Source organism: Roseibium sp. M-1, from assembly GCF_054515675.1.
On sequence record NZ_CM137257.1, the window covers coordinates 2,544,571 to 2,566,871 of the forward strand.

Annotated in this window: 16 protein-coding genes; 12 read left to right on the top strand and 4 right to left on the bottom strand. The window is 61.7% G+C overall.

Annotated features, from left to right (window positions below; all coding sequences use genetic code 11):
• The first annotated feature begins 99 nt into the window (after positions 1-99).
• Both ACX3M4_RS11505 and ACX3M4_RS11510 read left to right on the top strand, forming a co-directional pair.
• A complete protein-coding gene (locus ACX3M4_RS11505; protein ID WP_459358719.1) occupies positions 100-1,098 on the top strand; it encodes a bifunctional riboflavin kinase/FAD synthetase in 999 nt (332 codons plus the stop codon).
• A 141-nt stretch (positions 1,099-1,239) separates the two neighbouring features.
• Positions 1,240-2,175 (top strand): DMT family transporter, encoded by a 936-nt coding sequence (locus tag ACX3M4_RS11510; protein ID WP_459358720.1) that lies wholly within the window; start codon positions 1,240-1,242, stop codon positions 2,173-2,175.
• On the opposite strand, the gene ACX3M4_RS11515 is transcribed toward ACX3M4_RS11510, so the two are convergent.
• A complete protein-coding gene (locus ACX3M4_RS11515) occupies positions 2,167-3,411 on the bottom strand; it encodes a glycosyltransferase family 87 protein (RefSeq protein ID WP_459358721.1) in 1,245 nt (414 codons plus the stop codon). The two genes, ACX3M4_RS11510 and ACX3M4_RS11515, sit on opposite strands and share 9 nt — an antisense overlap.
• A 546-nt stretch (positions 3,412-3,957) precedes the next feature.
• Between ACX3M4_RS11515 and ileS the strand changes: the two genes are divergently transcribed.
• The 5 genes from ileS to ACX3M4_RS11540 all read left to right on the top strand — a co-directional run bounded on the left by ileS (position 3,958) and on the right by ACX3M4_RS11540 (position 11,369).
• The gene (ileS, locus tag ACX3M4_RS11520) at positions 3,958-6,918 is read left to right on the top strand and encodes an isoleucine--tRNA ligase (RefSeq protein WP_459358722.1); all 2,961 of its coding nucleotides are present in this window, start codon (positions 3,958-3,960) and stop codon (positions 6,916-6,918) included.
• Between the two features lie 16 nt (positions 6,919-6,934).
• Entirely contained in the window at positions 6,935-7,465 is a 531-nt protein-coding gene (gene lspA, locus ACX3M4_RS11525) for a signal peptidase II (protein ID WP_459358723.1), read from the top strand.
• A 95-nt stretch (positions 7,466-7,560) separates the two neighbouring features.
• Positions 7,561-8,250, top strand: coding sequence for a hypothetical protein (locus ACX3M4_RS11530; protein WP_459358724.1), 690 nt, complete (start codon positions 7,561-7,563; stop codon positions 8,248-8,250).
• A 336-nt stretch (positions 8,251-8,586) separates the two neighbouring features.
• Positions 8,587-10,041, top strand: coding sequence for a M16 family metallopeptidase (locus ACX3M4_RS11535; protein ID WP_459359414.1), 1,455 nt, complete (start codon positions 8,587-8,589; stop codon positions 10,039-10,041).
• Positions 10,041-11,369, top strand: coding sequence for a M16 family metallopeptidase (locus ACX3M4_RS11540; protein ID WP_459358725.1), 1,329 nt, complete (start codon positions 10,041-10,043; stop codon positions 11,367-11,369). The genes ACX3M4_RS11535 and ACX3M4_RS11540 overlap by 1 nt, the downstream gene beginning before the upstream one ends.
• A gap of 408 nt (positions 11,370-11,777) precedes the next feature.
• Here ACX3M4_RS11540 and ACX3M4_RS11545 read toward each other — a convergent pair whose 3' ends face one another.
• Positions 11,778-13,322 carry an EAL domain-containing protein gene (locus ACX3M4_RS11545; RefSeq protein WP_459358726.1) on the bottom strand — a complete coding sequence of 515 codons (1,545 nt, stop codon included), beginning with the start codon at positions 13,320-13,322 and terminating at the stop codon, positions 11,778-11,780.
• Between the two features lie 539 nt (positions 13,323-13,861).
• On the opposite strand from ACX3M4_RS11545, the gene ACX3M4_RS11550 reads away from it, so the two are divergent.
• The 5 genes from ACX3M4_RS11550 (at position 13,862) to groL (ending at position 19,173) form a co-directional block, all read left to right on the top strand.
• The gene (locus ACX3M4_RS11550) at positions 13,862-14,491 is read left to right on the top strand and encodes a hypothetical protein (protein WP_459358727.1); all 630 of its coding nucleotides are present in this window, start codon (positions 13,862-13,864) and stop codon (positions 14,489-14,491) included.
• 196 nt (positions 14,492-14,687) lie between these two features.
• Positions 14,688-16,163 (top strand): sigma-54-dependent transcriptional regulator, encoded by a 1,476-nt coding sequence (locus ACX3M4_RS11555; RefSeq protein WP_459358728.1) that lies wholly within the window; start codon positions 14,688-14,690, stop codon positions 16,161-16,163.
• A gap of 205 nt (positions 16,164-16,368) precedes the next feature.
• Positions 16,369-16,941: a hypothetical protein gene (locus ACX3M4_RS11560; protein WP_459358729.1), complete on the top strand. Its 573-nt coding sequence runs from the start codon at positions 16,369-16,371 to the stop codon at positions 16,939-16,941.
• A 247-nt stretch (positions 16,942-17,188) separates the two neighbouring features.
• Positions 17,189-17,476, top strand: a complete 288-nt coding sequence (gene groES / locus ACX3M4_RS11565) for a co-chaperone GroES (RefSeq protein ID WP_068407444.1) — start codon at positions 17,189-17,191, stop codon at positions 17,474-17,476.
• Positions 17,477-17,532: 56 nt separating this feature from the next.
• Complete coding sequence (groL, locus tag ACX3M4_RS11570) at positions 17,533-19,173, top strand: chaperonin GroEL (RefSeq protein ID WP_459358730.1); 1,641 nt, start codon at positions 17,533-17,535, stop codon at positions 19,171-19,173.
• 343 nt (positions 19,174-19,516) lie between these two features.
• Here groL and ACX3M4_RS11575 read toward each other — a convergent pair whose 3' ends face one another.
• Together ACX3M4_RS11575 and ACX3M4_RS11580 are read right to left on the bottom strand one after the other, a co-directional pair.
• A complete protein-coding gene (locus ACX3M4_RS11575) occupies positions 19,517-21,532 on the bottom strand; it encodes a hypothetical protein (protein WP_459358731.1) in 2,016 nt (671 codons plus the stop codon).
• The gene (locus tag ACX3M4_RS11580) at positions 21,525-22,298 is read right to left on the bottom strand and encodes a copper chaperone (protein WP_459358732.1); all 774 of its coding nucleotides are present in this window, start codon (positions 22,296-22,298) and stop codon (positions 21,525-21,527) included. Before ACX3M4_RS11580 ends, ACX3M4_RS11575 begins: the two co-directional genes overlap by 8 nt.
• Positions 22,299-22,301 lie beyond the last annotated feature (3 nt).

Genomic DNA, 22,301 nt, shown 5'->3' on the forward strand with positions numbered 1-22,301 from the left:
CGGCTCTTGCGTTTCAGGTCCGGCCGGCCGGGCTGCTTTCTTTCCGGACACCGGCTCTTCGGCCTGTCCCGGCCGTCTGTTCGCGCGAAGGTCTGCTGCATGAGCCCCACTGATCCCTCCAGGTTCCTGATTGCCGAAAGTCTTGATGCCTTTCCGGCGGAGCTGAAGGGCGGCATTGTCGCCATCGGGAATTTCGACGGACTGCACCGGGGACACCGGGCCGTTCTCGACGCTGCGCTCGGTCTCGGTCACGGCACCCATCATCCGGTCTTCGCCATGAGCTTCGAACCGCATCCGCGCACCGTATTCAATCCGGCAAACCCGGTCTTCCGGCTCACCCCGCTCCCCCAGAAACTGGACATGCTGCGGACCTACGGTCTCGACGGCGCGCTGATCCTGCCCTTTACACGGGACTTCGCTGGGATCGAGGCAAACGCCTTTGTCCAGGACATCCTCATCGACACGCTGGGTATCTCGCACGCGGTCACCGGCTACGACTTTCATTTCGGCAAGGCGCGGCTGGGCACACCTGACTACCTGCGCACCGCCGGGGCAGAGCACGGTTTCGGGGTCACCATCGTCCAGCGCGAGGAAGACGAGGGGGCAGAGGTGATTTCCTCCACCCGCATCCGCGATTGCCTCGCCCGCGGCGATATTGCCCAGGCGAACGGGCTGCTCGGTTACCGCTGGTATTTCGAGGCATTGGTTCAGCACGGCGACAAGCGCGGCCGCGATCTCGGCTATCCGACGGCCAATCTCAATCTGGGGGACGGCTGCCCGCTGAAACACGGCATCTATGCGGTCAAGGTCAAGACCGGCGACGGCTGGCACAATGGCGTTGCCAGCTACGGCCGCCGCCCGACATTCGACAATGGCGCTGCCCTTTTCGAAGTGCATCTCTTCGACTTTTCCGGCGATCTCTACGGCAAGGAGATGAAGGTGCACCTGATCTCCTACCTGCGCGGCGAGGAGAAATTCGACAGCGTCGAAGCCTTGATCAAACAGATGGACCAGGACAGCGCGGAAGCCCGGGCAGCCCTTGCCTCTCTGCAGCCCCTGTCGGAAATCGACCAGAAGCTGCTGGAATTCACCGAGTAAACAAACGCCTGCTCCATTAAGGTGGCAGTGTCGCTACCCCAATTTCATTTTCTCCGGGGCAATTCTTCTGGTCCCGGTGCCTGGTTTCTTGCGCGGATGCGGTTTTCGACCTTCGAAAGGCGCTCCTGAGGTTCCTCAACGATGAAGCGTCTTTCGCCCTCGCCGACTGCCGGGTCCGACGACCAGAACCCGCTCACAGCGATCCTTCTGATGTCCTCGGCCATGTTTCTGCTGCCGGTCATGGACATTACCGCCAAATACCTGTCCGCCACGCTGCCGCCGATCGAAATCACCTTCGGCCGCTTTTTCTTCCAGCTTCTGATCAGCCTCGGCATTGCAGTCGTCACGGGACGGATTTCACGGCTGAGGGGGCAGCAACCGGTCGTCAATTACCTGCGCGGCATTCTGCTTGGAACTGCGTCGCTGTGTTTCTTCACGTCCGTGAAATACATGTCCGTTGCCACGGCAATCTCGATCTTCTTCATCGAGCCGATGGTTCTGACCGTGCTGGCGGCGGTGCTGCTCAAGGAACAGGTCGGACCGCGCCGGATCGGTGCCATCCTGGTCGGGCTCGTGGGAACCGTCATCGTGCTGCGACCGACGCTGGCGGAGATCGGTCTGGTCAGCCTGCTACCGGTGGTGACCGCGATCCTGTTCTCGTTCTACCTCATCATCAACCGGCTCTATCCGGTGCGTGACGACCTGCTGACGATCCAGTTCAGTGCCGGCCTTTCCGGCACGCTGCTTCTGGGATTGGGACTGGTCATCGGCCGGCTTGCCGGTATCGAAGGCATGGAATTCCAGATGCCGGATTTGTCCCAGTCCGGCCTGCTGGCGCTGATCGGGCTGATTTCCTTTGCCGGGCATGGTCTCGTGGTCTCCGCCTTCCAGCGCGGCAGTGCCAGCATGCTGGCGCCGCTGCAATATCTGGAAATCGTCAGCGCGACGCTCTTCGGCTATCTGGTCTTTGCCGATTTTCCCGACGGCCCGACCTGGGCCGGCATGTCGCTGATCGTCGCCAGCGGGCTCTATATCACCCACCGCGAACGAAAGCTGAAACAGGCTGCCTCAGGCTGAGACAGTGGCGGGTGTTGCGTCTGCGGAAATCCGGCGCAGTCCCATCCAGATGAGCAGCAGGGGCAGAAGCGGAGCAATCGGCAACTGCAGCCAGACTGCGAACGGACTGGTGGAGGCCGACAGGCCGATCACCAGAAAGAGCGCGAATTTCTCGTAAGGCAGAAAGCCGTTCCTGAGCCCTTCGCGGATCAGGAAGGCGCAGGGCACGACCATCAGCGTCAGATCGTAGGACAGCGCGAAAGGTGTCACAAGCAAGGCGCCGCCAACAAGGACGGGCGCACGCACCGCCATGTCCTGCGACCTGCGCCAGGTCATCCAGACGCAGGCGGCAGCACCGATGCCGACACCTGCCTGCAGCACCATGGAGGGCAGATGGGCAAGCCCCAGGACCCTGCCCGCACCATAGACCGAGATCATCTTGCCCCACTCGACGCCGCCAAGCTCCATCATGGCTGCGGCAACCGGCGCCTGCTGCCAGAACACCTGCCAGACACCAATCCCGAGCACCGCGGCACTGAGGCCCGCGAAGACAAGCGTCGTGACGGAAGCGCTGAGGAAAGTCCGCCAGTTGAGGCTGGCGATTAGCGCCACCGGCGCCAGGATGCCGAGTTGCGGCTTGATGGTCAGGAGCCCGAGCGCAATGCCGGCCAGAACCATGCGGTTGCGCTCGATACCGACCAGGAAGAGACCGTAGAGCGCCGCCGTCAGGGTCGCGTTCTGACCGTGAAAGGCATTGTTGGCGCAGGCCGGAATGAGGATCAGGCAGGCCGCCAGCATCCATTTGTCGGTGATCAGCCGGCAGGCGAGCAACAAGAGCCCTGTGGTCAAGACAATGAAGGCTGCAAAGGCGATCTTGTAGGGCAGCAGCGCAAACGGCATCTGCAGCATCTGGAAGGTTGGCGGATAGAAGAAGCCGAAGACCGTGTCAGATCCGGTGAAGTTCTTCTGGATCGCCGCGAATTCCGCCGGGATAAAAGCAAGCTCCGGCGTGCCCTTGAGCGCCTCGCCGCCGGAGAGCCAGAAGCTCAGGTAATCCATCAGCAGCGTGCCATTGGGCGCGCCATAGGTATTCGGGACCATGAGCATCCAGATGAGGCCCAGCGTCAGGCCGATGGCCGAGCATAGGCAGGCAAAGCCGACCCGGTCCCAGGAGAGCCAGTCGCCGGAAACGACGCCCCGGTGCCACAGCCCTGCAGGCTGCTCCGGCCCGGCGGAGAGTTTTGCGTCAAGAGCCATACGTGCCGTTCATCCCGTCTTTAGAACCAAGTGTCCCGGTCCCTAGTGGTTCGATTCTGACATTTGCATCCCCCTGCTGCTAGCGCTGGAGCAAATGTCAGAATCATAAGAACCACTAGATAAATATATGATTCTAGTGGAGCTTTTGAATTTGACATTTGAGCATCAGCCTAGCCGCGAGCGGGACTCAAATGTCAAATTCGCTCCACTAGATGACCGAGAGACATTCATATTCGGTTACTCCTTCGCCGTTTTCAGAAGTTGCCGGCTCTTTCGGCAAGCAAACCACGACGGATTGTCCGGAACATCTTTATTCATCGGCGAAGTGCTGCTATGTCCCTTGCCATGCAACACGAGGCACTGATCGTCATCGCCCTGCCGGTGACCGCGATAGCGCGAATTAGGTGCCCGGCCTTCGGCTGACGCGGCAACGCGGCGCCAGGGACCGGGTTCTTCCAGTTTTCATGTTGCCGCCCGGAAACGGGCAGGTAATCACCCGACATTGACCTGCGGGCGACACGCCCGAACGACCGGATCGACTTGACGATGACCGAGACAGTTAAACGCGACTATTCCGAAACGCTGAATCTGCCGCAGACCGAATTTCCGATGCGCGCCGGCCTGCCCCAGAAAGAGCCGGAAATCCTGGCCCGCTGGCAGCAGCTGGACGTCTACAGAAAGCTGCGCGAGCAGGGCAAGGGCCGCGACAAGTTCGTGCTCCACGACGGTCCTCCCTACGCCAACGGCAACATCCATATCGGCCACGCGCTCAACAAGACGCTGAAGGACATCGTCACCCGCTCCATGCAGATGATGGGCTTTGAGAGCAACTACGTGCCCGGCTGGGACTGCCACGGCCTGCCGATCGAATGGAAGATCGAGGAACAGTACCGCGCCAAGGGCAAGAACAAGGACGAGGTGCCGATCAACGAATTCCGCAAGGAATGCCGCGACTTCGCCGAACACTGGATCGACGTCCAGCGCAAGGAGTTCAAGCGCCTCGGCATCGAGGGCGACTGGGACAACCCGTATCTGACCATGCGCTTCGAAAGCGAGGCGGTGATCGCAAACGAACTGATGAAGTTCGCCATGTCCGGCCAGCTTTATCGCGGCTCCAAGCCGGTGATGTGGTCGGTCGTCGAAAAGACTGCCCTTGCCGAAGCCGAGATCGAATACCAGGACTACCAGTCCGACATGATCTGGGTGAAGTTCCCGGTGGAAAGCGCCGGCGGCAGCGACGAAGCGGCCGTTGACGAATTGCTGGACGCTGCCGTCGTCATCTGGACGACCACGCCCTGGACCATCCCGGGCAACCGCGCCATCAGCTATTCCTCGCGCATCGCCTACAGCCTCTATGAGGTGACCCAGGACGGCCTGCCGGACGACAACTGGGTGCAGCAGGGCGACAAGCTGATCCTGGCCGATGCGCTGGCGGACGAAGTGTTCAAGAACGCCCGCATCACCGATTTCGTTCGTGTGCGCGCCGTCAGCAACGACGAGCTGGCGACGCTCACCTGTGCCCATCCGCTGGCAGAGCTTGGTCTTGGCGGCTACGAGTTCGACGTGCCGCTACTCGACGGCGATCATGTCACCGACGATGCAGGCACCGGTTTCGTGCACACGGCTCCCGGCCACGGTACGGATGACTTCGAGATCTGGATGGACAGACGCGCCGAACTGGAAGCGCGCGGCATCAACACCGCGATCCCGTTCACGGTCGCCGATGACGGCTTCTACACCAAGGACGCACCTGGTTTCGAAGGCTGCGAAGTCATCACCCACAAGGGCGAGAAGGGCAAGGCCAACAAGGCCGTCATCGAGAAGCTGAAGGAAAGCGGCAACCTGATCGGCCTCGGCCGGCTGAAGCATTCCTATCCGCATTCCTGGCGCTCCAAGAAGCCGGTGATCTTCCGCAACACGCCGCAGTGGTTCGTCTATATGGACAAGCAGCTGGACGGCGAAGGCGACACGCTGCGCACGCGCGCGCTGAATGCCATCGACGAGACCCGCTTCGTACCGGGCGGCGGCCAGAACCGGCTGCGCTCCATGATCGAGAACCGTCCGGACTGGGTGCTGTCGCGCCAGCGCGCCTGGGGTGTGCCGATCACAGTCTTTATCCATAAAGAAACGGCCGAAGTCCTGAAGGACGAAGCCGTCAACGCCCGCATCTATGATGCCTTCCTCGCCGAAGGCGCGGATGCCTGGTACGAGGCCGGCGCCAAGGAACGCTTCCTCGGAAACGACTACAAGGCAGGCGACTGGGACATGGTCACCGACATCCTGGACGTCTGGTTCGACAGTGGTTCCACCCACGCCTTCGTCCTGGAAAAGCGCGGCGATCTTGCGCCGAAGCGCAAGAAGGACGGTGGCAAGGACTACGTGCTTTACCTGGAAGGTTCGGACCAGCATCGCGGCTGGTTCCATTCCTCGCTCCTGGAAAGTTGCGGCACGCGCGGTCACGCGCCCTATGACGCGGTGCTGACCCACGGCTTCACCATGGCCGAGGACGGCCGCAAGATGTCGAAGTCCCTCGGCAACCAGGTGTTCCCGCAGGACGTCATCAAGCAGTACGGCGCCGATATCCTGCGCCTGTGGGTGGCTTCCACCGACTATTGGGAAGACCAGCGCCTCGGGCCGGAAATCATCAAGACCAGCGTCGACAGCTACCGCAAGCTGCGCAACACCCTGCGCTGGATGCTGGGCTCACTGGCCCATGCCACCGGCGAGGAGGTCGCGCTGGCCGACATGCCGGAACTGGAGCGGCTGATGCTGCACCGGCTGGCCGAACTCGACGCCATGGTCCGCGAAGCCTATTGGGAGTTCGACTACAAGAAGGTCACCCACCAGCTCTTCACCTTCATGACGGTGGAACTGTCGGCCTTCTATTTCGACATCCGCAAGGACGCGCTTTACTGCGACGCGGCGTCGTCCACCCGCCGCAAGGCTTCGCTCTACGTGATCGACAAGCTGTTCAACTGTCTCGTCACCTGGATGGCGCCGATGCTGCCCTTCACCATGGACGAGAGCTGGACCTCCCGCTACGGCGAAGGCGCCTGCGTCCATCTGGAGCAGTTCCCTTCAGTTCCGGCCGAGTGGCGCGACGATGCGCTGGCGGCCAAGTGGGCGAAGATCAAGACCGTGCGCCGGGTCATCACCGGTGCGCTGGAAATCGAGCGCCGCGAAAAGCGGATCGGCTCTTCGCTGGAAGCCCATCCGGTGGTGCATGTCACCGATCCGGAACTGATGGAGGCGCTGAAGGGCAAGGACATGGCCGATATCGCCATCACCAGCCAGCTGACGCTTTCCACCGAACCGGCACCGGCCGGAGCCTTCACGCTGGACGACACCAGGGGCGTTGCCGTGGTGCCGGCGCTGGCTGAAGGCACCAAATGCGCCCGGTCCTGGAAGATCCTGCCGGAAGTCGGCACCGACCCGGACTATCCGGACGTGACCCTGCGCGATGCCGCGGCCCTGCGCGAGTGGGATGCGGCCCACGTTGCGGCGTAAGGACAGCGGTGGAACGATGACCGGCACGCCCGATGCAGCCTCAGCGAAGCAGCCCCTTTTCTGGGGCCGCTTCAGCGCGTTCGTCTTCACGGTCGCCCTTATCGGGCTGGTGCTCGACCAGGCCACGAAGCTCTGGCTGGTCTACGGTTTCAAGCTTGCCGAAAATGGTCCCGTCGACCTGTTGCCCTTCCTTGAAATCGTGCTGGTGTGGAACCGGGGCATTTCCTACGGGCTCTTCCAGCAGGATGGCGATCTTGGCCGCTGGATCCTGGCCGGAGTGACGATCGCCGTCACCATTGGCCTCTGGATATTGTCGGCGCGCTGCCGGACGAAACTGGTGGCGCTTGCGCTCGCCCTCGTGATCGGGGGAGCCGTCGGCAACGGCATCGACCGGATCGTCTTTGGCGCCGTCGTCGACTTCGTGCACTTCCACGTCGGGTCCTTCTCCTGGTACGTCTTCAACCTGGCAGATGTGTGGATCGTTGCGGGTGTCGCCGGTCTCCTGTATGACAGTTTCCGAAATGGTCCTAATTCAGCCGTAAAATAGCGGTTTAACGCTGGACAGACTTTATAGTTGGCGCACAGCTGCCGGCTGATTTGAAAGAGATATCGAGAGGTCTGCGCGTGCGGACGGTAGTTGGGTTGGTAAAGAATCTTGCGGTGCTGGCGGTAATCGCCGGTCTGGCCGCGTGCGAGGCCGCAGACGGGACGACCCAGGCGCCGGACGTTGCCCTGGTCAATTCCGTGATGAAGGGCCTTGGCGCCGTTGATCCCAATGAAAAGCCGATCGACTACAAGCCCCGCGCTCCTCTTGCCATGCCCGCCGAGACGGCGAAACTTCCGGAACCGGAGACGAATGTCGCTGGCACCAATTCCCCCGACTGGCCGCAGCAGAAAGAAAACGAACAGCTGACCGAACTCCGTCAGATCTATGCAGGATCGGGCAAGTCCGGCAGCATGAACCAGGAGCCGCTGACGCCCGAACAGATGCGCGGTTTCAAGATTACCGGCGTGACCGGCCAGGGCCGCAATCTGGAAGCGGAGCGCCGCGACAACGAGATCACCGAAGGTGGCCTCCTGACACGCGAAGAACAACGCAAGGAATGGGAAAAGCTGCAGCAGCTGCGTGCGCAGCAGGCCGGCCTCGACCAGAGCGGCCTTGCTTCGCGCCGCTACCTGACCGAGCCGCCCACCGACTACAGCACACCTTCGCCCGATGCGCCGATGCCGGAAGTCGTGAAGAAGAAAAAGAAGCCTTCCAATCACGACGAATATACCGCCAAGCCGCTCGATCCGCGTTGCCTGGAAGGCGAACAGCAATACTGCAACTGAGGCCGTACTCGTCTTAGTCTGCAACAGATCAATTCAACCGGACGGCAGTCTTCAGGCTCGCCGTCCGTTTTGTTTGGCGGCTTCCATTCCACTCCGCGCTTACCCGGCCTGATAACGGCGCACGTGGACTGACACTGAGGCATCCATTGCCTCGGGTCCGGACGGCTGCCCCCAGTTTCCGGTGGATTTCCGCCGATGACAAAAATGTAACGGGACCTTGAGCGGCCGGCGCCTATATTGATGACACAATCCGCAGGCCTGTTGGCTGAAGAGACAAGACAGGAGTTGCACGTGCCCCCCTCACTTAGCCGGCGTCTTCGATTTCCCCGTTTCCACGTGACCCGGCCGCTTTGCCTGGCGCTTGTGCCGGTGCTTCTTTTCAGCGACGGCGCCTTGGCAACTCCGGCAACCGCGCCCGTTGCGAACCTGGCCAGGAGTGCAGCAGAAGGCTCTCTGGTGATTGCTCCGAACCTTGAGAGCTTCATTCTGGACAACGGGCTGCAAGTGGTTGTCATCCCCGACCGGCGGGCGCCGGTCGTCACCCACATGATCTGGTACAAGGTTGGATCCGCCGACGAGCCGGAGGGCCAGTCGGGCGTTGCGCATTTCCTGGAACACCTGATGTTCAAGGGCACGACCGAAAACCCGGACGGCGCTTTCTCCAAGATGGTCGCAGACAGGGGCGGCCAGGAAAACGCCTTCACCAGCACGGATTACACAGCCTATTTCCAGAAGGTCGCCAAGGAACATCTGCCGCTGATGATGACGCTGGAAGCCGACCGGATGCAGAACCTGATCCTCACCGATGCCGTCGTTGCTCCGGAACGCGACGTGGTTCTGGAGGAACGGCGGATGCGCGTCGACAGCGAGCCGGGCTCACGCCTGCGCGAGGCGCTGACGGCGGTCCTCTTCGTCAACCATCCCTATGGCTCGCCGGTAATCGGCTGGCAGAGCGAGATCGAGGCGCTCAACAAGGATGCGGCGATCGCCTTTTACGACCGTTTCTATACGCCCAACAACGCGATCGTCGTGATTGCCGGCGATGTCGATGTGGCAACCGTCCGCAAGCTTGCGGAAGAGACTTACGGCAAGGTGCCGCGGCGGGCAGAACCGCCTGCGCGCCTTCGTCCGGCAGAGCCGCCACTTGCCGGCGAACGGCGCGTTGCCGTTTCCGACCCGCGGGTCCGTCAGGAATCCATCTCGCAGACCTGGATCGTGCCGAGCCAGACGACGGGCAGCGGCCGCACTCCGGAAGCGCTCGATATCCTGTCCTATATCCTCGGCGAAGGCCCTTCCAGCCGGCTGCACAAGGCGCTGGTCCTCGACAAGGAAGCCGCGCTCAGTGCCGGGGCCTACTATTCGGGCAGTGCCCTGGATGACGGCCGCTTCGGCGTGTACGCGGCGCCGCGCCCCGGTCACAGCCTAGAGGAGGTCGAGCGCCTGATCGCCGATGAGCTGAAGAAACTGCTGGAGACAGGCGTCAGCGAGGAGGAAGTTGAAAGAGCCCGCAACAGCATGGTCGCCAGCGCCATCTATGCCCAGGACAACCAGTCCGGCCTTGCGCGCCTCTTCGGCGGCGCTCTTGCCAGCGGCCAGACGATCGAGGATGTGCAGACCTGGCCGGCACAGGTCGCCGCCGTCACGCCCGAGGACGTGCTTGATGCGGCCCGCGCCTACCTGACCGGCCTGCCCGTCACCGGTGAATTGCGCATGGAGCCCCCTTCGCTGCCCGATGCGGCCCGGACTGAAACGCCCGCAACCGGTGCATCCCAGATAGAGGACAAGTCCTGATGATGGCCGTCAAGTCAGCCCTGCGGGCAACCGTAGCCGTTCTCGTCTTCGCACTCGTTGCCCTGATTGGCCTGTCGCAACTGGCCAATGCCGTTGAAATCCAGAAGGTCACGAGCCCGAAGGGCGTCGAGGCCTGGCTGGTGGAAGATCATACGGTGCCGGTCGTCGCGATGGATTTCGCCTTTGAAGGCGGCTCTACACAGGATCCCGCCGGCAAGGAGGGTCTGACGCGGCTTTTGGCCGCGACCCTCGATGAAGGCGCCGGAGACATGACCTCCGAGGTCTTCCAGGCCCGGCAGGAGGAACTTGCCATCAGCATCAGCTTCAGTACCGGCAAGGACCGCTTCTACGGCAGTGCCCGGACGCTGACGCCGACGCTGCAGGAAACCGGGGACCTTCTGGCACTTGCTCTCAACGCGCCGCGCTTCGATGAAGCACCGGTCGAGCGCATGAAAGCCCAGCTCTCACAAAGCGCAAAGCGCAACGAGAGTGACCCGGATGCCATCGCCGGCCGTGCACTTGCCGAAGCCATGTTCGGCGATCACCCCTATGCGCGCCCGACACTCGGTTCCGTGGAATCGCTCGGCACCCTCACTCAGGCCGACCTTGCCAGCCAGCACAAGAAGCTGCTGGCGCGCGACGGCCTGACGATCGGCGTCGTCGGCGCGATATCGCCTGACCAGCTGGCGGCATTGCTCGACAAGGTTTTCGCCCCGCTGCCGGCCAAGGCCGACCTCGTCTCGGTGCCGGAGCTTGATCCGGCGTACGGCACACTTGTCAACCGGGAGCTCGCCGTTCCGCAGACGACGATCCTGCTCGGGCTTCCGGGCCTCAAGCGTGAGGATCCCGACTACCAGGCAGCCTATGTGATGAACCACATTCTGGGCGGCGGCACGTTCACGTCCTGGATGTACAGGGAAGTCCGCGAAAAGCGCGGCCTTTCCTACGGCGCCGACACGTCGCTGTCGCCCTATGAGCGGACCGGACTGCTGCTTGCTTCCGCCGCCACCAAGGCAGACAGGGCCGATGAAACCGTCACCGTCATGCTGGATCAATTGAAACGCATGGCCGACGAGGGGCCGAGCGAGGCGGAACTCCAGTCCGCCAAACAATATATCACCGGCTCCTATCCGCTGCGTTTCGACAGTTCCGGCAAGATCGCCCGGCAGCTTGTCGCGCTGCAGAACACGGATCTCGGCATCGATTATTTCGAACGCCGCAACAGCGAAGTCGAAGCCGTGACGCTGGAAGATGTCAAACGGGTCGCCAGGCGCCTTTTGGCGGACAAGGAACCGACCGTTATTACCGTGGGGCCGAAGCAGGGGTAGGCAGACAGAAGGCATCTGCCTCTCTATGCCGCTGCATGCTCCGTGTCATAACGGACACCCCAGCTTTACACATGTGTCCCCCGGGCGACCAAAGGGAGACCCGGGGCCTACTCATTTCCAGAGAAGCTTGTGAGACTTGCGACTTCGAACCGGCGTCTTTCGACTGCTTCGACACGTTGCGTTGCGAGCAGGCCGCGGATCTGCGCTTCGCTTGTGCGGGGTTACACCAAGTGCCTGACAAGCTCACGGCGGAGAAAATCCGCGCATTGGAAACAAAGCACGTGTTCGGGACGCGCGGCAGCGAAACGATTGGCTTGTTGAAGGAACTACTCTGGGCAGTCCTCTGGGTAGCTCGCGGGTTTTCGTGGCCGTACTCCCGCCAGTCACCAGCTTGACGCCAAAATACCTTTACTGAGCCGCTGCCGAACGTCTGGGCCCCGGTGCCGGAGCACCCTGGAGGACTTCCGCGCGCACCGGGCGCGGTGGGGAGAACAGGTTGCCCTGGGCCAGCTTGACGTCGTAGTCCAGCAATTCCAGCACCTGAGATTCCGTTTCCACGTGATCGGTAATCAGCTGCATGCCGTAACGATGGAGCAGGTCGCCGAAATCGGACGGGTGGATGTGGCCGTGCTTGGCTTCGCGGCGGCCGATGAGGTAATCGGCATGCAGCTTGCCGTACTTGAAGCCGCGGCCCGCCAGCGAGTTGAAATCCATCTTCATGTCGTCGATCTGGTCGACCGAGAAGCGGAAGCCGGCCTCGTGAAGTGCACTGAGGCCTTCCAGCTCCATGCCGCCCATTTCCGCGATGTCTGCTTGCGAGAATTCAAACACCAGCACATCTGCCAGATCCCGGTTCGACTTCACGAATTCCATGAAGCCCGGGAAGAAGGTTTCGTCGGTCAGCGACTGGGAGGAAATGTTGCAGAAAAGGATGGCGTTGCGATTGCGCGACGTCAGCCTGCGTACGACCTGGATCGAGCGAAACAGCAACAGGTTGTCGATCCGGGCAATCTGTCCGGACAACAGGGCTTCCGGCAGGAAGGACTTGGCATCGATCAGGTTGCCGCTCGTGTCCCTCAGCCGCGTAAAGGCCTCGTAGTACTTCACCTGGCGCTGCGGCAGGGTGACAATGGGCTGCAGGTGCAATTCCACCCGGTTGGCATTGAGCGCGGACGTGATCAGCTCGCGCATGGCCATGTTCGGCTTTGGCCGTTCCGGTGCCATGACAGGACGCTCCGCCGGATAGGCACCGGCATGTTCCTGCGCGTCGAAATCGAAGTCGCGTTCGGACACCGGTGCCCGGTGAGGATCGCGCACATGGGACGGTTCTTCGCCGCGGCGGGGTGTATGGACGCCGTAGCGGCGATCAAGCTCGGCCATGTCGCGGCGCTGCGGCGGAATCTCGGCAGAAAAGGATGCCGGCGGCTGGGGCGCCTGATGCACCGGAGCCTGGACGACAGGCGCCGGTTGAACCGGAGGCCAGTTCTGCGGTGCGGGATAGGCCGGTTGACGCTCGCCCGGATAGGGCTGCTGCGCCTGCGGCTGGTAGCGCGGCAGGCTGGGAACCGTCGGCGGCGGTGCAATCGCCTGCTGGTCCTCGACGCGGGTTTCCAGGTCGGACATCGCCTCGGCCATCTGCTTGACCAGGGTGCCCAGTACTTCCACTTCGGCAAAGAGAGGGTCGATTTCCGCGCGGGTCCGGCGCGGCATGGTATGTTCCATGCCCGTCAGCCGTCCCTCCAGATTGCCGACATCCTCGTCCAGATCCGCCATGCGCTCTTCCAGCCGGTCGACCGCTTCGCCGACGGCGCTGCGATCACGGGCCCGGCCGATCAAGAGGTGGATCAGGATCATGGTGCACATAAGGGCGAGCGACAGGGAAACGGCTTCGCCAAACGGGCGGCCGAACTGGAAGACCAGCACCGTCGCTGAGGACAGCGCGATCACGGCCATGCAAACTGCTACAAATATGGTCCCTGTCCGGCCCATGGCGTTCGAAAGTTCCGACTCGAATCAAAAGTTACCGGTTAATCATGCCTTAAGAAACAAGCGCCACCGAATCCGCAAGCCGCTTTACCACGTGGAATCCGTGACTTGTCCCCGACTATGGTAGGCCAGTCATCGATATCTGGCCATCTGCCGCTCCAGTTAGGCATCGTGTTGCGGCAAATGGAAGACGCACCAGCGCGTTCCCCCATACCCGGCTTTGCCCGTTTGACCTTTGACTTCGGTCGCTCTTCCGCTAAATTTACGTAAGGGCAACCGTGTCGTGGCTTCATTTATGAATACGTTTATTGATGGGGGCTGGTATGCAGGCAGCCGGACAAACGATACCGCGTTTTCCCCGCGACGACGCAGGGGACGCACGGCCGGATCATCGCGATACGCACCGTTCGCCTAAAAGGCGGCAAACCCAGGCGCAAGCCGGTGGTAACAAAGCGGGCGTTGAGACACCGAGCGCAGAAGACGTTCGGTCAGCCCTTGCCAAAGCCTTGAAGAGCCCTGAATTCCAGTCAGCACCCCAGCTGCGCGCCTTTCTCCGTTTCGTGGTGCAAGCCACGCTGAACAGCGAGCAGGAAAAGATCAAGGGCTATACAATCGCCGTCGAAGCCCTTGGACGGCCGGACGACTTCAACCCGGTCACCGACCCGATCGTGCGGGTGGAGGCCGCCCGTTTGCGCCGGCGGCTGGACAAATACTACGCCGGGTCCGGTGTCAGTGAACCTGTCCTTATCGCCATCCCGAAAGGCAGCTACGCCCCCGCCTTCCATCTGGCCGGGTCTGGTCTGCCAGAGGCCAGGGTAACCGACGAACTGTCCGCCTTTGATGGAGGAAGGACGATTGTCGAGGACGGTCTGGTGGAGGAGACGGCTTCCAACTCGCCACGAACGGCCTCGCCGGAGCGGGATTGCGGAACTCTCGCAAAAAGTGCTGCGGACATGCCTTCCCGCAAAAGAGCCCCATCAGTTGCCATCGAACATATGCCTGATGCCGGCCCCGCCGCCATCCAGGATGTCTCCGGCCTTTTGAAGCGTCTTTCCAGCCGGCGGATTTCGCTGGGGCTCACCCTTGCGGTCGGCGCTGTTTGCTTCTTCGCCGGTTATTTCGCGGCCTCCCACTAAACCGAACGCCCCGCCTCCTGCACCGGTACGGTGTGCATAAACCCAGGGTTTATGCCACTTGCCGGTGCAAATCGAGCTTCTCACTGCATTTTGCGGCGTGTGACAACGCTTTGTTTACCCTGTTCGGAGAATTATCAAATTGACGAATCTTTCGATATTCGAATGACCCGGTTCGAGCGATGGGAGTTGCCCAGCAATGGGGAGTAATGGGGGCAAAGAATTGCCTGTGATAGTTCGCGTATTGGACGCTTCGGCTTCAGAAGCCGCCCGCACATCGGCGGTTTGTGCCAAACTGTCCCACGCCTGCACGGACCCCATCCTTTATACGGAATCCTCTTCCTGCCTGCAGGACCTGGCGGACAAGACCACCGACATCCTGATCATCGATCTGGAAACGATTGGTGGGGACGATGCGCTTGAAGCCTATGCGGTGCGGTGTCCCAAGGCGGTCATCATGGCCGTTTCGGCGCGAGGGTCGGTCAGCCGGGCGGTCAGCGCCATGCGCGCAGGGGCCCACGATTTCCTGACCAAGCCGTTTTCACTCGACGCCCTTGCCTCGAAGATCGCGTTCCAGCTGGAACAGCGCCGGCCGGCCCAGATGGTACCGGAGACGGTTGAGACGGCGCACGTCCACGAAACCGCAGCCCCGGCGACCAGACCCGCGGCAGCGCGCTCCGAGACCACGGCGCCGAACCGGCTCGTTGGCATATCGCCGCAGATGCGGGACATTCACGACCAGATTGCCCGCATGGCGCCCTCCCAGGCTCCTGTCTTCATCACCGGCGAATCCGGCACCGGCAAGGAATTGTGCGCGAGTGCCGTGCATGAACTTTCCGACCGCAAGACCGCCCGCTTCGTGACGCTGAACTGCGCCGCCATACCGCGCGATCTCATCGAGAGCGAAATCTTCGGTTATGTCCGCGGCGCTTTCACCGGCGCTGCCGACAACCGGATCGGCGCCGCGGAACAAGCCGATGGCGGTACGCTGTTCCTGGATGAAATCGGCGAAATGGACCTGCTGCTGCAATCCAAGCTGCTGCGTTTTCTGCAGACCGGCACTTTCCAGCGGCTTGGCGACAATCACAGCCGCAAGGTGGATGCGCGCATTATCTGCGCCACCAACCGCAATCCGGTTGCCGAAATCTCGGCCGGGCGGTTCCGTGAAGATCTTTATTACCGGCTGCACGTGCTGCCGATCCACCTGCCGCCCCTGCGCGAGCGCCGCGACGACATCCTGCCGCTGGCGGAAGCGTTCCTGCTGCGCTACTCCACCGAGGAACGGCGGGGCTTCAAGGGCTTCGACGCCGATGCGGAAGCGCGTATCGTCTCCTATCCCTGGCCCGGCAACGTGCGCCAGTTGGAGAACACCATCCGCCAGATGGTGGTCATGAACGACGGTGCCGCCGTCACTTACGACATGCTGCCACTGGTCATCCGCGATCAGAGCAGCCGCCCGAACGCTGTGATCGACCTATCCCGGGAGCGTTCGCGCGCAGCGCCCCCCAGCCGTCCCTTCGGCACGATCGAGCCTTTGTGGGCGCAGGAACGGCGGATCATCGAGGACGCGCTCGATGCTTTCGACGGCAATATAGCCATGGCCGCAGCGGCATTGGAGATCAGCCCGTCGACCATCTACCGCAAGCGCCAGTCCTGGTCGTCCCGCAGCATGTAGTCCGGGGACGGAAACCTTCGGGGATCAAATTTCCAGACCCGTTTAACCGGGATCCGGTTCTCTGTTTTCGCGGATAAACTGTCTGAGCCAGGCTGATCCGGCGTTTACCGCGCTGCACGCATTGTCTTGTTTAATCACAAAAGTCGGTCTATATCGGCAAAATCGCTGAAAACGACAAGATTTAACGGCGGGCGGGGAAGAGATAATGGTGGCTGGAAGTCGTGTTTCGAAGCGGATGCTGTCCGCTGTCCTGATTGCAACCGGTCTGTGCGCGGGAAGTACCCTTGCACTGGCGCAACAGGGATCCACGCTTACCAGCCCGCCGGAAACCTTCACCAGCGCCCTTGCCGCCTATGACCAGGCCTGGGCCTCTTCGGGTCTCGCCTTCACGACCGCGACCTTCACCCAGGGCACCAGCACCGGCTACGGCCAATACACGCCGCGCGGCGATGCGGTCTTTGCCGATGGCGAGGCGCTGTCGGTTTACGCGGAACCGGTCGGATACGGTTTCAAGGAAAGCGCCGGCGGTTTCGGCTATGCATTGACCGCAAGCTACAAGCTGCTCAATGCCTCCGGCCAGGTCCTCGCCGAACAGGACAATTTCGCCACGTTCTCCGGCAACGGCCGTGCGAAACAGCGTGAACTGTCCGCCGCGCTGACCTTCCAGTTCAGCGGCCTGCCGTCCGGTAGCTACACCCTTGAGACCCGCTTCGCTGACGAAAACGGCGGCAGCCAGGCAGCCTTCACCTTGCCCTTCACGGTATCCGGCACCAACTAAGGCCTGGCTCCCTTTTGCGGTGCCGGCAAAAGGCAGCGCCTGTCCCTGCGGCGTTCTGATTAAATTCTCGTCACAAAGCATTGACAAGCCGCACCGACCTACATAAATCCATGGCGCTGTTAGCACTCGCCGTTAGGGAGTGCTAATTCGTGACGGGAGGTCCGCCCTCCCGTGCAGATCAACCCAATGATCATGTCTCGCGCGCTGCCAAATAGCGTGGGGCGCGCTCATGAGAGGAAACAGTGTTATGGCATTTCGTCCACTGCACGACCGTGTTGTCGTTCGCCGCGTAGACTCTGAAGCAAAGACCGCTGGCGGCATCATCATCCCGGACACCGCCAAGGAAAAGCCGCAGGAAGGCGAAATCATCGCTGTCGGCACCGGTGCCCGCAAGGACAGCGGCGAGCTGATCCCGCTCGACGTCAAGGCCGGCGACCGCGTTCTGTTCGGCAAGTGGTCCGGCACCGAAGTCAAGATCGACGGTGAAGACCTCCTGATCATGAAGGAATCCGACATCATGGGCGTGATCGCTTAAAGATAGCGAACCGCTCCTGATTTCATTCAAATTCCAGTACAAAGTGAGACGATCACATGGCTGCTAAAGAAGTAAAATTCTCCTCCGACGCCCGCGAGCGCATGCTGCGCGGCGTGGACATCCTCGCTAACGCCGTCAAGGTGACCCTCGGCCCGAAAGGCCGCAACGTCGTTCTCGACAAGGCCTTCGGCGCACCGCGCATCACCAAGGACGGTGTCTCCGTTGCCAAGGAAATCGAACTCGAAGACAAGTTCGAAAACATGGGCGCCCAGATGGTGCGCGAAGTGGCTTCCAAGACCAACGACATCGCTGGTGACGGCACCACCACCGCAACCGTTCTGGCCCAGGCCATCGTTCGGGAAGGCGCCAAGGCTGTTGCCGCCGGCATGAACCCGATGGACCTGAAGCGCGGCGTTGATCTGGCCTCTGCCGAAGCCGTCAAGGCCCTGACCGCTGCCTCCAAGACCATCACCACCTCCGCTGAAGTGGCACAGGTCGGCACCATCTCCGCCAACGGCGACGAGCAGGTCGGCAAGGACATTGCCGAAGCCATGCAGAAAGTCGGCAACGAAGGCGTGATCACGGTCGAGGAAGCCAAGTCCCTCGAGACCGAACTCGAAGTCGTCGAAGGCATGCAGTTCGACCGCGGCTACCTGTCCCCGTACTTCGTCACCAATGCCGACAAGATGATGGCTGACCTGGAAAAGCCGTACATCCTGCTGCACGAGAAGAAGCTCTCCAACCTGCAGGCCATGCTGCCGATCCTGGAAGCTGTCGTTCAGTCTTCCCGCCCGCTCCTCATCATTGCTGAAGACGTCGAAGGCGAAGCTCTCGCAACGCTCGTCGTCAACAAGCTGCGTGGCGGCCTCAAGATCGCTGCCGTCAAGGCTCCGGGCTTCGGCGACCGCCGCAAGGCAATGCTGGAAGACATCGCCATCCTGACCGGCGGCACCGTGATCTCCGAAGACCTCGGCATCAAGCTCGAGAACGTGACCCTCGACATGCTCGGCACTGCCGAGAAGGTGTCCATCACCAAGGAAAACACCACCATCGTCGATGGTGCCGGTTCCAAGGACGACATCAACGGCCGCGTTTCCCAGATCAAGGCCCAGATCGAAGAAACCACTTCCGATTACGACCGTGAGAAGCTCCAGGAGCGTCTTGCCAAGCTCGCAGGCGGCGTTGCTGTCATCCGCGTCGGCGGTGCGACCGAAATCGAAGTGAAGGAAAAGAAGGACCGCGTCGACGACGCTCTGAACGCAACCCGCGCTGCTGTCGAAGAAGGCATCGTTCCGGGTGGCGGCGTTGCCCTGCTGCGCGCCAAGAAGGCCGTCGAAGCCCTGGTTTCCGACAATGCCGACATCTCGGCCGGCATCAAGATCGTCCTGCGCGCTCTGGAAGCTCCGATCCGTCAGATCGCTGAAAACGCTGGTGTCGAAGGCTCCATCGTCGTCGGTAAGATCCAGGAAAACAACGACCCGACCTTCGGCTTCAACGCTCAGACCGAGCAGTTCGTCAACATGATCGAAGCCGGCATCATCGACCCGACCAAGGTTGTCCGTACTGCCTTGCAGGACGCAGCTTCGGTCGCCGGTCTCTTGATCACCACCGAAGCCATGGTTGCCGAGCTGCCGAAGCGCGAAGCTCCGGCAATGCCGGGCGGCGGCATGGGTGGCATGGGCGACATGGGCTTCTAAGAAGCCCATAGAGTCGACCATCACTTTAAATGCTGAACCCGCTACGGCGGGTTCAGTGGCGACATGGGCTTCTAAGAAGCACAAAGCTCACAAGCTTTACGGAAAGGGCGGCTCTCGGGCCGCCTTTTTTGTTGCCGCCCACTTTTTGCGATTTGTGCCGCTTTGCGGCACGGGGGCGACATGGGCTTCTAAGAAGCCCAAAGCTCACAAGCTTTACGGAAAGGGCGGCCTCAAGGCCGCCCTTTTGTTTGGCGCTTTTCCCGTTTTGTCTGAAAGAAGCCGGGCTTTCCAATAGCTCTTGGACGGCCAAAGGTTGCATTCGATAAGCCCAAGCATCCCGGCTCTACCCGGGAAGATGTGGCGACAGGCTCCAGGCTTCGGCCAGCGTATGTCCGGTCGCCCTGGGGAAGAGGGTAAAGCCGTTGCGGGAGATGTCGGCTTTCAGAGGCATGAGTTCCTCGACAAGCGGCAAAGCATTGTTCCGGACAAGGCCGACATAGTCCCAGCCGAGACCAAGCCACGGGCATCGCCCGCCAACGGGAGCGGCGGCTTCCGGCGTATCCCGTGTGACATAACGGGGAAATTTTCGCGCCGCATCCGGCCGTCCAGGCACTTCCGGTATCCGCACTTCAAGACTGCCGCCCGCGTTTCTCGCAACAGGCATATCCCCTAACATTGCGATGTCGAAGGGGACGGGTTGCTTCGCATCGGCGTAGTAGAACGCCATGCGCCGGATGGAATCGATATCCGCGACGGCCTGATAAAGATAGGCGCACAAGACTCCCAGGATCGGGTCCTCGTGTTTTCCGTGACGCAGGGTGGCCGCGATATCCTGAATGTTGTCCGGTCCGAGTTTGCCTGCCGCGTAACGCGCAACCAGTTGCGCCGAATGTCTGAACGACGGGTCGGGACCGGATGGCCGTCCGGGTCTGAACGAACCGAACACTTGAAAGATCTCACCGCCATCGTCGCGGGCGGCAACCGCTGTGCATTTCGGATAAGGCACAACGGGAGCAAAGCTGCCGTCGGCAAATTCGATCATAATCGGGAAGCCTTCGGCATCGGCCTCCAGGCGAAAACTCTTCCGGATCGGAGTGCTGTCCACCACCGGCATCTCGCCCCGCGCCCAGATGCGCTCGATCTTGCCGAGGACATGCAGGTTCGCCGGAGGAATTCCGCTTTTTTCAAGTGATTTCAGACGCCGTTGCAGCCTCGCCGCGATGTTCAGCCTTGCCCCGCCGACAACATTCGCTTCCAGCTTTTCCAGGCGCTGGCGGATCTCCGTGTCCCTTTGCGACTGCGTAAGCTTCTTTGCTCCGTCGCTTCCTTTCGGTTCGTGCAGAACGACCAGATCCTCAAGGATCCTGCGATTGCTTTTTGGCAAAGGCACGCGCTGCGTCAGACCGGGGAGTTCAACACTGAAGGGAAACACGCTCTTGCCGAACGACGCCGGTTTTTTCTGCAGGTTCTCGAAAGCCGCTTCCGCAACTGTCTTGACGTCCTCGAGGACGTCGGCCGACATGACGGTCACCTCGGTTTCCGAGGGCCAGGGCTGCAGCGACGGGTCTCCTTCCGGCGGGCTGGCGGCATCGTAGACGACCGCCTCGTCCGGATCGACGAAGCAATCGGGCGTCAGCGCCAGGCGGTAGGACTCAGCCCGCTCCGCCGTTCGCGAGCGCACATAACTTGCAAACCTTGCGACGGTTATCCGCCCATTGGTGATTGCATCGGGTTCCAGGCCCCAGAGCACGTCCGCGATGACGCCGGAAAAGATGCATTTACCCCTGGCGGCGGATCTCGGGTTCTTGACCATGAAGCCCAGTTGACCATCCTGGCAGCAGGCCAGCCTGTCGACCTTTGGAAATTTCGCCTTCGTCCCGTCCACGGTGATGCCGCGATGGGCTTCGTAACGCATCAGATCGAGATCCTTCGGTGCTTCGCGGCAGGCATCGGCGAGCACAGTGAGACGCTGCATGCCCTTGCGCAGCAGCTCTTCGTAAAAGGAAGCCGCATGTATCCTGTAACGGGCTTTGCTCGCATCGGAGAACAGCCACGACATGGACCCGACATGCGCGTCGGTAAGACCGTGACCGACAAAGCTCAGGATCATGTGATCGACTTCTTCCGCGCCTTGCGGAAAAAGTTCGTCCACAACGGTCGAGACGCGGGCCTCCGTGACGTCCCCCTGTTCATCGGTCACGACACGCACGTTTTCCGCGCCAAAGCCGGATTGCAGTGCCCAGTTGCCGATCGCTTCGGCCGCGGGAATGGCCCCGTCGAGATACCCGAACCGCAATGCCTGATCCCGAGGCGGTTGAACGGTCGCAACACCGATGGAAAGACACACACGCCTAGCCATATTGAACCCCAGTCCGGAATATCGCCCAGCAATTGGCCCATTTGCGCGGGCTGAAAGCTGGGGGCACTTGCCAGCGCGGCGGGGTGCCAGGTGTCAGGCGCTCCGTCAGGAGCACTGCGGTGACAAACACCATTGCAACGAAATGCCAGTCCCCCGCGCTCAAGGGCACCAGCATCCAGGCCCAGCAACTGGCAATGCAATAGGCAGCATGCACGCCCCCGAAACGCAGGCAATCCCGGTCTGCCGCGAAGCCGCGCAAGCCGATACGCCCGAACCGGTGCGACCGGTTCAGAGCCAGGCGATGCAGCGGGCAGGCACTCCAAAGCAGAGCCAGCGAAACGGCAAACAGGACAGCCAGTGCCCCGTCAAAGGCGGCGTTGACGGCAAGAGCCGCACAAATCAGGACCGAAGCCGAGGCAGTCCAGACAGCGCCGTAGCCAAGACAGAAAATCGCCGTTGCCCGCCAGCGTCTTGCCGGAGCGCTGGACCGCCGGACATGCGTAATCGGCGCCGTCAGCAGCAGCGACATCATTGCCGCCAGCATCACGAGCCACTCGGCGACGAGCAGAAGCGGCGATGTGGTGGCCAGGTAATATTGAAGAACGCCGGAAGGATCGCGCAGAAACGGGCCGAGAGCCCCCTGCCCCGAACACAAGGCCGGCAGGGTTGCCGACCCGGCAAACCAGGCGGATATAATAAATCCGATAAAACTGACGACCGTCACCCCGCGCCAGGCGGAAACCGGTCTGATGGAACCTCGGGCCATGCC

Bases quoted from the DNA above. Each gene is read 5' to 3' on its own strand.
- groL (WP_459358730.1), top strand. From the start codon at position 17,533: ATGGCTGCTAAAGAAGTAAAATTCTCCTCCGACGCCCGCGAGCGCATG.
- ACX3M4_RS11555 (WP_459358728.1), top strand. From the start codon at position 14,688: ATGGGGAGTAATGGGGGCAAAGAATTGCCTGTGATAGTTCGCGTATTG.
- ACX3M4_RS11545 (WP_459358726.1), bottom strand. From the start codon at position 13,322: ATGGCCGTGATCGCGCTGTCCTCAGCGACGGTGCTGGTCTTCCAGTTC.
- ACX3M4_RS11575 (WP_459358731.1), bottom strand. From the start codon at position 21,532: ATGGCTAGGCGTGTGTGTCTTTCCATCGGTGTTGCGACCGTTCAACCG.
- ileS (WP_459358722.1), top strand. From the start codon at position 3,958: ATGACCGAGACAGTTAAACGCGACTATTCCGAAACGCTGAATCTGCCG.
- ACX3M4_RS11560 (WP_459358729.1), top strand. From the start codon at position 16,369: ATGGTGGCTGGAAGTCGTGTTTCGAAGCGGATGCTGTCCGCTGTCCTG.
- ACX3M4_RS11580 (WP_459358732.1), bottom strand. From the start codon at position 22,298: ATGGCCCGAGGTTCCATCAGACCGGTTTCCGCCTGGCGCGGGGTGACG.
- ACX3M4_RS11515 (WP_459358721.1), bottom strand. From the start codon at position 3,411: ATGGCTCTTGACGCAAAACTCTCCGCCGGGCCGGAGCAGCCTGCAGGG.
- ACX3M4_RS11505 (WP_459358719.1), top strand. From the start codon at position 100: ATGAGCCCCACTGATCCCTCCAGGTTCCTGATTGCCGAAAGTCTTGAT.
- ACX3M4_RS11510 (WP_459358720.1), top strand. From the start codon at position 1,240: ATGAAGCGTCTTTCGCCCTCGCCGACTGCCGGGTCCGACGACCAGAAC.
- ACX3M4_RS11540 (WP_459358725.1), top strand. From the start codon at position 10,041: ATGATGGCCGTCAAGTCAGCCCTGCGGGCAACCGTAGCCGTTCTCGTC.
- lspA (WP_459358723.1), top strand. From the start codon at position 6,935: ATGACCGGCACGCCCGATGCAGCCTCAGCGAAGCAGCCCCTTTTCTGG.
- groES (WP_068407444.1), top strand. From the start codon at position 17,189: ATGGCATTTCGTCCACTGCACGACCGTGTTGTCGTTCGCCGCGTAGAC.